Below are 13,070 nucleotides of genomic sequence, written 5' to 3'. Positions count from 1 at the left end.
CAGATTGTTGATTTTAGGTTTTAAAATTTGTAAAAAGCAAGAATGGTCGATAATTTCAAGCCTCCTATAAAAAGCAGGACAACAGAGGAACTTTTAAATATTGTTGGTTCTCCAAAAAAATGGAACCGTGATGCTGTTTATCTAGCAAAACATGAATTATCTAACAGAAATGTCGATACTTCAGAAATTGAAAATGCAATTAAAGCTGCAGAAAAAGAAGAAGCAGAAGAAATTTTAAGAAAGGCAAATAAGAGTTATCAAATCTCAGATTTTGTACTTAAACCCAAAAGCACATTGTTTGAACTGCTATTTACATGGGAGCTTAAAAAAGACGGCTATATTCTTAAAGCTAAACAACAAAAAACATTTAGAATCACACTTATCACTGTTATTCTTTTTGTTTATCTAATTAAATTTATAAAAGAGCTATAAATAAAAAACCATCAGCGCAAACTGATGGTTTTTCTTCATTATTATACTTTTCTTGTCGATTCTCTTTCTTTTAATTTTGTTTTGATTACGATTGTTTCATAATCTGAAACTGTTCCTTCCGGCTCTTCTAATCTTTCGATTAATCTTTTTGCGGCAACCTCTCCAATTTCAACTCCATGCTGACTTACTGTAGTCAAACTTGGCGACAAACGTCTTGAAGCCAAAATACCATCTGCAAAACCAATAATCGAAATATCTTCTGGAACTCTGTAGCCTTTTTTCAAACTTACTCTTAAAGCTGCAACCGAATCATTTTCGTCCAAAGCAAAAATTCCATCAATTTTATTCTCAAAAAGCGCATCTATTTTGGCTTTCATATCTTCTTCAGAATCGGTACGAAGAATAATTTTTTCGTTAACTGGAATATTATTGTCTTTTAAAGCTTTTAAATAACCATCAGCTCTTAGTTTTCCAACGCTCAAATTATCCACAGAAGATATTAAAGCAATATTTTTACATCCAAGATTAATTAAATGCTGTGTTGAATTTAATGCAGAATCGAAATCATCTACAACAACCTTATCACAATCTACTTCATCAGCAATACGGTCAAACATCACGATTGGCGTTCCGTCATTAATAATTTCAGAAAAATGGTTGTAATCTTGAAGTTTTTGAGCTTCTTCAGAAACCGAAAGGATAAATCCGTCAATGGTTCCGTTACTCAACATTTCAAGCGTATGAATTTCTTTTTCTAAAGATTCGTTAGAAATACATGTAATTACATTATATCCTTTTTTATCGGCAACTTTCTCAATACCGCTAAAAACTTTCGCGAAGAAAGAATTTAGAATATTAGGAATAATTACTCCTATCGTTTTGGTTTTACGATTTTTTAAATTTAGACCAATAACATTCGGCTTATAATTTTTGAGTTTGGCATACTCCTTAATCTTAACCTTCGTTTGCTCACTAATTTCTGGACTGTCATTCAATGCTTTAGACACTGTTGACACAGAAACTCCTAGTTCTTTCGCAATTTGTTTTAGAGTTGCTTTAGCTTTCATCTATAAAAGTTTATGTAATTAATACAAATATAGTAGAATTACCGAAAATAAAACAAAAAACAGCCATTTAGTCTTTTAAATTATACCACCTATTCGAAAAAAATCCATAAAAGAAGATTTTTATAAAACCGTATCCCTTAAAATTTCGTTAATAATTAAATACCAAACAACTAAGACCAATGTTGTTAACCTAATAAAAAATTGATTATGAAAAACGAAGTTAAAATTCATGAAGTTGATCCTTCACTGAATAGCAGAAGGAGCTTTCTTAAGCTCAGTGGATTAACATTAGTAACCACAGGTTTGGTTCTAGCTGGATGCAGCGATAATGATAATGACAACAATATGGAAGACACTTCTCTGCCAGGAGTAAGAAATGGTGTTTTCGATTTGGGTTCGGGAGATTTTGGAGTGTTAACCTATGCGTACGCCCTAGAGCAACTAGAAGCAGACTTTTATACTAAAGTTGTAAATTCTACAAGCTTTAATACAGTATTTAATGACACTGAGCGTCAAGTTTTGACCGACTTATATCATCATGAAGTAGTTCACAGAGATTTTTTCAAAGCAGCCTTGACTGGTGCGCTTCCAGATCCTAGTTCACAACTGCTTCCTTCTTTAGCCTTTAATTACGGTTCTTTAAATTTTAATAGCCGTAACGAAGTTTTAGCCACTGCGAAAGCCCTTGAAGACACAGGTGTTGCCGCTTACAATGGAGCAGGAAAATTAATTAAAACTGCAGATTACTTATTATTAGCAGGGAAAATTGTTTCCGTTGAAGCTAGACACGCATCAGCCATAAGAAGTTTGATCAACCCAAATTCTAAAGATTTTGCTGGAGACGATATCGTAAATATGTCAACAGGATTAGATGATGCAAAAGATCCATCTAAAATCCTGCCGATTGCTGCTGGTTTTATTACCACAAAATTTACAGCTAAATACTTGCCTTAATCCTAACCAATAAAACTTAGAAATTATGAACATTTTAAAATTTATAGAATCCTTTACTGATGATAATTTAATGAACAGTACTGGTTCACGCAGAGACAGTTTTTCGCATTTTGGAAATATTGGAAAAAATTTAGCCTTAGCGTCAATTCCTTTCGGACTGTCGGCTCTTACCAATAAAGCTTTCGCTAAAGACATTACAGCAACTCCAGCAACTCCAATTGGAGCTCTTCAATTTGCTTTAACCTTAGAATATCTTGAAAACGAATTTTACTCAATGGCTTTAGATTCTGGGGTAATTCCAGCTTCTGAGAATGGCGGGCGTGATTTAAAAGTATTCCAACAGATTGCGGATCATGAATCTGATCATGTCAAATTTTTAATTGCAGGCTTAGGCGGTACCGCAAGCCCGAACTTTGTTCCTAAACCCACTTTTGATTTTACTGTGGGTGGAGCATTTGATCCTTTTCATGATTATCCAACATTTTTAGCTTTGGCACAAGCCTTTGAAGACACAGGAGTTAGAGCATACAAAGGTCAGGCTGCAAACTTAATCACAACACCCGATTTATTGACTGCAGCACTACAGATTCATTCAGTCGAAGCCCGTCATGCTTCTGAGGTTAGAAGACTGCGAGGTTTAAAAGGATGGATTTCCAATTCTGACCGAGGTGCTGGAATGCCAGCAGCTACTCAACCTGTTTATGATGGTGAAGGCGTAACGGTACAAGCAGGATTTAATACCGCTGCCGCATTTGGTGCCGCGGCCGGCTCAGAAGCTTATGATGAGCCACTTACAACACAACAAGTTGTTGATATTGCCAATATATTTATTGTATAATTACTTTTTTCTCTAAATATTTAACCGTCTTGACATTATTGTGAAGACGGTTTTTTTATTCATTAATTAATTAAAAAACTGAGTACCTGATTTTCAGCAGATAAAATATTCTTTCAGGTATTTGGTTTTAAAATAATTAATTGTACTTTTGCATCCCCTTTATTGGGGATGGAATGTTTAATTAAAATAATATTATGGACGCATTAAGCTACAAAACAGTTTCAGCAAGTAAAGCCACTGTAACTAAAGAGTGGATTGTTGTTGACGCTGAAGGTCATAACTTAGGACGTCTTGCTTCTAAAGTTGCAATGATTTTAAGAGGTAAGTACAAGCCAAGTTACACACCGCACGTTGACTGTGGAGATAACGTAATTGTTATCAACTCAGAAAAAATTAACCTTACAGGTACAAAAATGAATGACAAAATTTACATGCGTCATACAGGTTACCCAGGAGGACAAAGAACTTTAACTGCTAAAGTATTGCAAGCTAAAAATCCAGCTGCATTAGTAGAAAAAGCTGTAAAAGGTATGTTACCTAAAAACAAATTAGGTGCTGAACTTTTTAGAAATCTAAATGTTGTTGTAGGATCTGAGCACAAACACGGAGCTCAAAAACCTAGAACTGTTAACCTAAATGATCTTAAGTAATGGGAGTTATTCACAAAATCGGTAGAAGAAAAACCGCTGTTGCACGTGTATACGTTTCTGAAGGAACTGGAAACATCACTGTAAACAAAAAAGAATTCGCAACTTACTTTCCAACTGCAACTTTACAATACAAAGTTTTACAACCGCTTTCTATGACAGAAAACGCTAGTAACTTTGACGTAAAAGTAAACGTTTACGGAGGTGGTACAACTGGTCAGGCAGAAGCTGTAAGAATGGCATTAGCACGCGTAATGTGTGAAGTTAACGCTGAAAACAGAGCTATCCTTAAACCAGAAGGTTTATTAACAAGAGACCCAAGAATGGTTGAACGTAAGAAATTCGGTCAGAAGAAAGCTCGTAAGAGATTCCAATTCTCTAAACGTTAATATTACCTGTCTTGTTCAGATGGGACAAGACATTATCAATTATTTATTGAAATTAAAAAACACAGTTATTGTTGCTCTCCTATCGAGGTAGGATATAGTTTAGCATCTAAATGTATAAAGCCAGAGAAATCGCCATTTATACATTGCTAATCAACAGAACGTAAACTAGTACAAAAATGGCAAACAAAATAGAAGTAAAAGAATTACTAGAAGCAGGTGTTCACTTCGGACACATGACTAGAAAATGGGATCCAAACATGGCTCCTTACATTTATATGGAGCGTAATGGTATTCACATTATCAATCTATACAAAACTGCAGCTAAAATTGAAGAGGCTAACGAAGCTTTGAAAAAAATCGCTGCATCAGGTAGAAAAATCTTATTCGTAGCTACCAAAAAACAAGCAAAAGACATCGTTGCTGATAAAGCAAAAGCAGCAAACATGCCTTACATCACTGAAAGATGGCCAGGTGGAATGTTGACTAACTTCGTAACTATCAGAAAGGCAGTTAAAAAAATGTCTTCTATCGATAAAATGAAGAAAGATGGTACTTTCAACACTTTATCTAAAAAAGAGCGTTTACAAGTTGATCGTCTACGTGCTAAATTAGAAAAAAACTTAGGTTCAATTGCTGATATGTCTAGACTACCTGCAGCATTGTTCGTAGTAGATATCAAAGCTGAACACATCGCAATAAAAGAAGCTCAAAAATTAAACATTCCAGTTTTCGCAATGGTTGATACGAATTCTGACCCAAGAGAGGTTGATTACGTAATTCCTGCAAATGATGACGCTTCTAAATCAATTGACAAAATTTTATCTTTAGTGACTACTGCAGTAATCGAAGGTCTTTCTGACAGAGGTGCTGAAAAAGAAGTTGAAGCTGCTGAAGAAGCTCCTGCTGTTGAAGCTGAAGCTCCTGCAACTGAAACTGAAGAATAAATCAAAATTTAAATTCCAAATTTTAAATTCCAAAATCCAAGACAAAATTAAAAACGTTATGTTGATAATTTATTAAAATTGGAGTTTGGGATTTAAAAGATGGAATTTTTTACTTTTAAAAACATATTAAAACTTAAAATATTATGGCAACAATTACTGCTGCAGACGTAAATAAATTAAGACAATCTACAGGTGCCGGAATGATGGACTGTAAAAAGGCTTTAGTTGAAGCTGAAGGTGATTTCGATAAAGCTATCCAAATCCTTAGAGAAAAAGGACAAAAAGTTGCTGCTAACCGTTCTGATCGTGAGTCTGCTGAAGGAGCTGCTGTTTCTTTCATCAATGCTGACAATACTAAAGGAGCGATCATCACTTTAAACTGCGAAACTGACTTCGTAGGTAAAAATGAAGCTTTCGTTGCTTTAGCTAAAGATTTAGTAGAAAGAGCTATCAACTTCTCTACAAAAGAAGAATTATTAGCTTCTGATTTCAACGGAATCACAGTTGCTGAGAAATTAATCGAGCAAACTGGTGTTATCGGTGAGAAAATCGAAATCGGTGGTTTTGAAATTTTAGAAGGTGCTTACGTTGGATCTTATGTACACGTTAATAAAATTGCTGCTTTAACTGCAATTTCTGCTCCAGTTGCAAACGCTGAAGCTTTAACAAAAGACATTTCTATGCAAGTTGCTTCTATGGGAGCTGATACTTTATCTTACAAAGATTTTGATCCTGCTTTCGTTGAATCTGAACTTGCTGCTCGTATTGCTGTAATCGAAAAAGACAACGAAGAAGCAAAACGTTTAGGAAAAACTTTGAAAAATGTTCCTAAATACATCTCTTTCTCTCAATTAACTCCTGAAGTTATCAAACAAGCTGAAGAAGATGCTAAAGCTGAATTAAAAGCTGAAGGAAAACCAGAGCAGATCTGGGACAAAATTCTTCCAGGAAAAGTTCAACGTTTTATCTCTGATAACACTACTTTAGATCAAGAGAAAGCTCTTTTAGATCAAAACTTCATCAAAGATGACAGTAAAAAAGTTGGTGATTACGTAAAAGGATTCAATGTTGAAATTACAGGTTTCAAAAGAGTTACTTTAGGTTAATATATTATTTTCAATATTAAAAAGCCCGAATATTTAGTTATTCGGGCTTTTTTATTTCGTTTAATTTTCAATTGGAAAATTTCTTGCTCGCATCAATGCATCAGATTTTGGAGCGTGGCCTCTGAAATTCTCATACATTTCTTCATTATCAATAGTATTTCCGACACTTAAAACTGTTTTATAAAGACGTTCTGAAACATTTTTATCAAACGGTCCATCTGCTTCCAGAAAAGCCTCGTAAGCATCTGCATTAATAACATCTGCCCATAAATAACTGTAGTAACCAGCCGCATAACCGTCGCTTGAAAATATATGCGCAAACTGTGGAATTCTGTGTCGCATTACAATTTCAGATGGCATATTAATTTCGCTCAAGATCTTCTTCTCAAACGCATGCGGGTCAACTGTTTCAGTTGTTAAATGCAATTTCATATCGACAAAAGAACTTGAGATCGTTTCTACCGTTGCAAAACCTTCATTAAAATTAGCCGCCTTACCTATTCTTTCTACCAATGATTGCGACAAAGGTTCGTTAGTTTTATAATGAAGCGCAAATTTATTCAACACTTCTGGCGTCGCCAGCCAGTGTTCTAGCAACTGAGACGGAAACTCCACATAATCTCTCGCAACCGAAGTTCCAGAAAGACTTGGATAAGTAACATTCGAGCACAATCCATGAAGCGCATGGCCAAATTCGTGAAACAAAGTTGTAGCATCATCCCACGAAATCAAAACAGGTTCGTCACTATTTCCTTTTATGAAATTGCAATTGTTTGAAACAATAGGAAGCACATTCCCTTTTATTTTCTGCTGGTCCCTATGCGAATTCATCCAAGCTCCCGAACGCTTTCCTGTACGTGCATAAGGATCAAAATACCACAAACCAATAGGTTCGCCAGTTTTTTTATTATTTACTTCCCAAACTCGAACATCGGAATGATAAACCGGAACATCAAATAATTGTTTAAAACCTAAATCAAACAATTCTCCAGCCGTCCAGAACATTCCTTCACGTAAATTTTCCAGCTGCAAATATTGTTTAATTTCATTCTGATCTAAATCGTATTTTGCTTTACGGACTTTCTCTGCATAATAACGGTAATCCCAAGGCTGGATTTTAAAATCTTCCCCTTCTTCATTTACCATTTCCTGCATAGCCGAAACATCGTTATTCACCTTCTCTACAGCAGGTTTCCATACAGAATGCATCAAATCGAGCGTTTTCTGTGGGTCTTTAGCCATTTTATTTGATAAACTCCATTCAGCAAAGTTTTTAAAACCTAAAATCTTTGCTTTTTCAGCTCTTAATCTTAAAATAGACACAAGAGTTTCATTGGTATCATTTTCGTTTTTATTATCGCCTCGTTTAACAAAAATATCAAAAGCTTTTTCTCTTAAATTTCTCCTGTTTGAAAAAGTCAAGAAAGGTTCTATTGAAGATCTTGTGTTTCCAATACAACCTAAAACATTTAGATTTCTTTCTTTCGCCTCGGCAATTGCCGCATTCTTAAATTCCTCAGGCAAACCGTCAAAATCAGCCTCTGTATTTAGCTCTATATATTGATTATTTTCTTCTGCCAATAGCTTTTGACTAAAAGCTGTAAAAAGTCCAGCCAATTCTTGATTGATCTTAGCCACTTTACTCTTATCCTGTTCGTTTAGCTCTGCTCCTTCCCTAACAAAATCGGTATAATAAAGCCAAAGCAAACGTTGCTGCTCTTTGGTTAAGTTTTTCTTTTCATCCGATTTGTATAAAGCTTCAATTCTAGAAAACAGTTTATCATTTTGATACAGTTTATCATTAATCTCAGCCAATTTTGGCGACATTTCAGTGTCAACTGTATTAAACTCTGGAGTACTTAAATTGGATCTGTAAATACCATAAACTGCGTGAATTCTATCCAATTTTTCGCCAGAAAGTTCCAATGCTTCAATTGTGTTTTTAAAGGTTGGCCTGTCTGAATTATTAGCAATAGCATAAATTTCTTCTAGTTTTTCTTGAATAGCAAATTCTATTGCTGGCTTAAAATCTGAAACTTGGTAAGTACTAAAATCTGAAACTCCTCCATAAGGCCCAGACCAATCTTTTAACAATGGATTATCTAATTCTATTGGTGTTTTCATAATAAATGCATTAATTAATTCTGAGCAAATTTCGATTTGAAAAAAAAGCAACAGAATCTCAAAATTAACCAATCAAAAGCAAACTTCATACGCCAACGAATTATAGTTTCAAAGAATTAAAAGAAATAGTTTATTTTTGAAATATCAATACCAAAAATCAAATGTTTAGAACCAGAAAAGAAATTGTTTTTGTAATTTTAGCAGGAATATTTATAACTAATGCCGTTGTGGCTGAGTTAATTGGAGGAAAGCTAATTCAAATTGGACCTTTTGTCATGAGTATAGGAATTCTACCTTGGCCAGTTGTATTTCTAACTACCGATTTGATTAATGAATATTTTGGCGAAAAAGGCGTAAAAAAACTTTCTTTCATAACGGCATGTCTGATTGCTTATGCTTTTTTGATTCTTTTTATGGCAATTACAATTCCAGCTGCAAAAGGAATTAGTCCTGTAAATGACCAGCAGTTTCAAGCGGTATTTGGACAAAGTATGTGGATTATTATTGGAAGCTTAATCGCTTTCATGGCATCACAGCTTATTGACGTATGGATATTTTGGTTTTTCAAAAACAGAACGGGTGAGAAAAAAATATGGTTAAGAACTACTGGCTCTACTGTTATTTCGCAATTGTTTGATTCATTTATTGTTTTAGGAATTGCATTTTGGCTTCCTGGGAAAATTGATTTTGACACTTTTATATCTTCGGGATTAATAGGATATACTTTTAAGTTAGCAATTGCTATTTTATTAACCCCAGCAATTTATTTAGGACATCATTTGATTAAAAAATATTTGGACGAAGATCCGGCGCATAAAGGATAAAGAATAAAAAAAATATTTAGGTCATGAAAAAAATTCACTTGCTTATTTTATTCTCTGTTACCTATTTCTTTTTCAGCTGTGGCAATGACGAAAAAAAACAGCCTAAAAAAGTCATTCAATCTGTCAATAAGTTGACACCAGCTGCTGTGAAGATACCTCGCAAAGTTTCTTCAAAAAGTATTACCGCTTCAAAGGAATTTGAATCCCCAAAAACCGCTTCTCAAAAAAATCCATTTGCTGTTAAAAATCCGATAGCAATACCTGAGTTAAGTCCTCAAATACCAACTCATACTCCGAGTACTACCACGTCTATAAAAAAAGAAGTCAACGAGGAATTATTAAATTTTGTTAATGTTCGTAAAATATTAGCAAAATGCAAAATGGGTCAGACCATGACTCAAAAACAATTAACCGAACATTTTGAAATTCCAGAAGAAGCTGTTAAACTAATTAAAAGTGTTACTAAAACTGCAGAAAATGAGTTATCTGTTAAATGGAAATCAACTTGGCTTGTTGAAAAAGTATCAGATGCCGAACTTGAAGATGGCAAAATGAAAGTAAAATTCAAAGCAAATAAAATGTATATGTCGGGCAATGCTATCGGCATCAAATATAATAGGAAAATCTATACCAATTTAATCATAATTGGGCGCTCAGCCTATATTCCGAGTGTAAAAGGATATAGCTGGCAAATTGGAAGATAAAATTAGAATTAAAAATGGAACCAATAAGATGTGGCTGGTGTTCTGCCAGCGATTTGTATAAAAAATATCATGACGAAGAATGGGGAACTCCTGTCTATGACGACCCTACTATTTTTGAGTTTTTAATTCTAGAAACTTTTCAAGCCGGATTAAGCTGGATTACTATTTTAAATAAAAGAGAAAACTTCAAAACTGCTTTTGACAATTTTGATTATAAAAAAATTGCTAATTATTCTGAAGATAAAATCGAAGAATTACTTCAAGACACTGGAATTATCCGAAATAAACTCAAAATTAGATCGGCTGTCACAAATGCTCAGGCCTTTATGAAGGTACAAGAAGAATTTGGAACATTCTCTGATTACATCTGGAAATTTATTGAAGGAAAACCAATTGACAATAAGCCAAAAACGTTAAAAGATGTTCCAGCAACCACTCCAATTTCTGATGCTATCAGCAAAGATTTAAAAAAACGAGGATTCAAATTTGTCGGTTCAACCGTTATTTATGCTCATATGCAGGCAACGGGAATGGTCAATGATCATGTAGAAGATTGCTGGACGAGAAAAAAATAGTTTTGTTTCATGTTTCAAGTTTCACGTTGTGGCTGCACTCAAAAAAACAACTTAAAACATGAAACTTGAAACTTTTTTAAACTCCCAAACAAAATTTTATTACATTTGCTTCACACTTTAGGGGTGTCTGCAACACGCAGGCTGAGATTTTACCCTCTGAACCTGATCTAGTTCATACTAGCGTAGGGAAAAGTAAGATGACTTCTTGAACGCATTTCTATGCGTTACTGTAGCCATTCCTAATGTGTATCTATACACTAAACTGAAAAAGGAATGGAACTAAAAATCAATCAACAAACCAAACAATTCAATGCTGAATCGCTAAGCGTTCAATCATTGCTCGATCTCGAAATTCCGAACAAACAAAACGGAATCGCCGTTGCCGTCAACAATACTGTAGTTCCCAAACTCAAATGGAACGAATTTTTCGTACAAGAAACTGACGAAATCCTGATTATTTCTGCTACACAAGGGGGATAAATTTCAATTTAAAATTCGAATACAAAAATTTCAAATTCCAATTATATGCTGGATGTAGGCGCACTGCACATCTCCACAATGTTGCGATTAAACGCAATCAGAATCAACTTTAAACTTCAAACCTGAAACAAAAATATTATGACAAACGAAGAACAAATATCCAGAACCCCGTTTCCGAATTCTAAAAAAGTTTATATCGACGGAGAAATTCATCCAATAAAAGTAGCCATGCGCGAAATAACTTTAAGCGACACTAAACTCTCAAATGGCGGAATTGAGAAAAATCCTCCCGTTACAGTTTATGATACATCAGGAGCTTACACAGATCCAAATATTGAAATTAATATTAGAAAAGGATTGCCACGCCTACGCGAAAATTGGATTCTTGACCGAAATGATGTCGAAATTTTAGATGAAATCACTTCAGATTACGGCTTAAGCAGATTAAAAGATGAAAGTTTGAATCATCTTCGTTTTGAATATCTTCATCAGCCAAAACGTGCCAAAAAAGGTGCAAATGTAACACAGTTATACTATGCTAAAAAAGGCATTATTACTCCAGAAATGGAATATATTGCGATTCGTGAAAACCAAAGAATTGAGGTTTTAAATGAGCAAACCAAAGCGATGCAATGCCAACATAGTGGAAACAGCTTTGGCGCGAATACTCCAAAAAACAAAATTACACCTGAATTTGTACGTTCTGAAGTTGCCTGTGGAAGAGCTATTATCCCAAACAACATCAACCATCCAGAAAGTGAACCTATGATTGTGGGTCGTAATTTTTTGGTAAAAATTAATGCCAATATCGGAAACAGTGCCGTGACTTCAAGCATTGAAGAAGAAGTTGAAAAAGCGGTTTGGGCGTGTCGCTGGGGAGCTGATACGATTATGGATTTATCTACAGGAAAAAACATTCACGAAACCAGAGAATGGATTATCAGAAATTCTCCTGTTCCAATTGGAACCGTCCCCATTTATCAAGCTTTAGAAAAAGTAAAAGGAATTGCAGAAGATTTAACTTGGGAAATTTTCCGTGATACGCTGATTGAACAAGCAGAACAAGGTGTTTCGTATTTTACGATTCATGCTGGAGTCTTACTTCGTTACATTCATTTAACCGCCAATCGAGTTACAGGAATCGTTTCTCGCGGCGGATCAATCATGGCAAAATGGTGTTTATTTCATCATAAAGAAAACTTTCTGTACACACATTTTGAAGAGATCTGCGAAATCATGAAACAATACGATGTGGCTTTCTCTCTTGGAGACGGTTTACGTCCGGGTTCGATTGCAGATGCTAATGACGCTGCACAATTTGCTGAATTAGAAACTTTGGGAGAATTAACCAAAATTGCTTGGAAACATGATGTTCAGGTTTTTATTGAAGGTCCGGGGCACGTTCCGATGCACATGATTAAAGAAAACATGGACAAACAATTAGAGCATTGCCATGAAGCTCCTTTTTATACTTTAGGTCCTTTAACTACAGATATTGCACCGGGTTACGACCATATTACTTCGGCAATTGGCGCTGCCATGATTGGCTGGTACGGATGTGCCATGTTGTGTTATGTGACGCCAAAAGAACATCTTGGTTTACCAAATAAAAAAGATGTAAAAGACGGTGTGATTACTTATAAAATTTCTGCTCACGCTGCCGATTTAGCAAAAGGCCATCCTGGAGCACAATATAGAGACAATGCTTTGAGTAAAGCACGTTTTGAATTCCGTTGGGAAGATCAGTTCAATTTGGCTTTAGATCCAGATACCGCAAGAGAATTTCATGACGAAACACTTCCTGCTGATGGTGCTAAAGTAGCGCATTTCTGTTCGATGTGCGGGCCGAAATTCTGCTCTATGAAAATATCACAAGAAATCAGAGATGTCGCTGCAGCAGAAAAAGGAATGCAGGAGAAATCAGAGGAATTTATTGAGCAAGGAAAAGAGATTTATATATAACAAAAGTATTAAGATGGAAGAATT

Annotated in this window: 14 protein-coding genes and 1 riboswitch; of the genes, 12 read left to right on the top strand and 2 right to left on the bottom strand. The window is 34.9% G+C overall.

The annotated features are described in order from the left end of the window. The first annotated feature begins 42 nt into the window (after positions 1–42). The gene (locus DMB71_RS16680; RefSeq protein WP_111368003.1) at positions 43–432 is read left to right on the top strand and encodes a hypothetical protein; all 390 of its coding nucleotides are present in this window, start codon (positions 43–45) and stop codon (positions 430–432) included. Between the two features lie 41 nt (positions 433–473). On the opposite strand, the gene DMB71_RS16675 is transcribed toward DMB71_RS16680, so the two are convergent. Continuing rightward, complete coding sequence (locus DMB71_RS16675; RefSeq protein ID WP_111368001.1) at positions 474–1,499, bottom strand: LacI family DNA-binding transcriptional regulator; 1,026 nt, start codon at positions 1,497–1,499, stop codon at positions 474–476. Between the two features lie 207 nt (positions 1,500–1,706). On the opposite strand from DMB71_RS16675, the gene DMB71_RS16670 reads away from it, so the two are divergent. The 6 genes from DMB71_RS16670 (at position 1,707) to tsf (ending at position 6,377) form a co-directional block, all read left to right on the top strand. Continuing rightward, positions 1,707–2,453 carry a ferritin-like domain-containing protein gene (locus tag DMB71_RS16670; protein WP_111368000.1) on the top strand — a complete coding sequence of 249 codons (747 nt, stop codon included), beginning with the start codon at positions 1,707–1,709 and terminating at the stop codon, positions 2,451–2,453. Between the two features lie 25 nt (positions 2,454–2,478). Then, complete coding sequence (locus tag DMB71_RS16665) at positions 2,479–3,291, top strand: ferritin-like domain-containing protein (protein WP_111367998.1); 813 nt, start codon at positions 2,479–2,481, stop codon at positions 3,289–3,291. A 194-nt stretch (positions 3,292–3,485) separates the two neighbouring features. Further along, the gene (gene rplM, locus DMB71_RS16660) at positions 3,486–3,941 is read left to right on the top strand and encodes a 50S ribosomal protein L13 (RefSeq protein ID WP_008466793.1); all 456 of its coding nucleotides are present in this window, start codon (positions 3,486–3,488) and stop codon (positions 3,939–3,941) included. Continuing rightward, the gene (gene rpsI / locus DMB71_RS16655; protein WP_008466792.1) at positions 3,941–4,327 is read left to right on the top strand and encodes a 30S ribosomal protein S9; all 387 of its coding nucleotides are present in this window, start codon (positions 3,941–3,943) and stop codon (positions 4,325–4,327) included. Before rplM ends, rpsI begins: the two co-directional genes overlap by 1 nt. Before the next feature lie 176 nt (positions 4,328–4,503). Further along, positions 4,504–5,271, top strand: a complete 768-nt coding sequence (gene rpsB, locus DMB71_RS16650; RefSeq protein ID WP_111367996.1) for a 30S ribosomal protein S2 — start codon at positions 4,504–4,506, stop codon at positions 5,269–5,271. Positions 5,272–5,414: 143 nt separating this feature from the next. Further along, positions 5,415–6,377, top strand: coding sequence for a translation elongation factor Ts (tsf, locus tag DMB71_RS16645; protein WP_091493501.1), 963 nt, complete (start codon positions 5,415–5,417; stop codon positions 6,375–6,377). A 60-nt stretch (positions 6,378–6,437) separates the two neighbouring features. On the opposite strand, the gene DMB71_RS16640 is transcribed toward tsf, so the two are convergent. After that, entirely contained in the window at positions 6,438–8,501 is a 2,064-nt protein-coding gene (locus tag DMB71_RS16640) for a M3 family metallopeptidase (RefSeq protein ID WP_111368069.1), read from the bottom strand. A gap of 161 nt (positions 8,502–8,662) precedes the next feature. On the opposite strand from DMB71_RS16640, the gene DMB71_RS16635 reads away from it, so the two are divergent. From DMB71_RS16635 to thiC, 5 genes are all read left to right on the top strand, one after another. Then, the gene (locus tag DMB71_RS16635; protein WP_111367994.1) at positions 8,663–9,325 is read left to right on the top strand and encodes a queuosine precursor transporter; all 663 of its coding nucleotides are present in this window, start codon (positions 8,663–8,665) and stop codon (positions 9,323–9,325) included. A 23-nt stretch (positions 9,326–9,348) separates the two neighbouring features. Next, positions 9,349–10,029 (top strand): hypothetical protein, encoded by a 681-nt coding sequence (locus tag DMB71_RS16630; RefSeq protein ID WP_111367992.1) that lies wholly within the window; start codon positions 9,349–9,351, stop codon positions 10,027–10,029. Positions 10,030–10,043: 14 nt separating this feature from the next. Next, positions 10,044–10,604 carry a DNA-3-methyladenine glycosylase I gene (locus DMB71_RS16625; protein ID WP_111367991.1) on the top strand — a complete coding sequence of 187 codons (561 nt, stop codon included), beginning with the start codon at positions 10,044–10,046 and terminating at the stop codon, positions 10,602–10,604. A gap of 109 nt (positions 10,605–10,713) precedes the next feature. Next, positions 10,714–10,810: riboswitch (TPP riboswitch) on the top strand. A gap of 67 nt (positions 10,811–10,877) precedes the next feature. Continuing rightward, positions 10,878–11,084: a sulfur carrier protein ThiS gene (gene thiS, locus DMB71_RS16620; protein ID WP_111367989.1), complete on the top strand. Its 207-nt coding sequence runs from the start codon at positions 10,878–10,880 to the stop codon at positions 11,082–11,084. Between the two features lie 138 nt (positions 11,085–11,222). Further along, positions 11,223–13,046: a phosphomethylpyrimidine synthase ThiC gene (gene thiC, locus DMB71_RS16615; RefSeq protein WP_111367987.1), complete on the top strand. Its 1,824-nt coding sequence runs from the start codon at positions 11,223–11,225 to the stop codon at positions 13,044–13,046. The last annotated feature ends 24 nt before the right edge of the window (positions 13,047–13,070 follow it).

This window comes from Flavobacterium tistrianum, from assembly GCF_003254545.1.
Classification (GTDB): Bacteria; Bacteroidota; Bacteroidia; order Flavobacteriales; family Flavobacteriaceae; genus Flavobacterium; species Flavobacterium tistrianum.
This window is presented reverse-complemented; position numbering and strand designations above follow the sequence as displayed.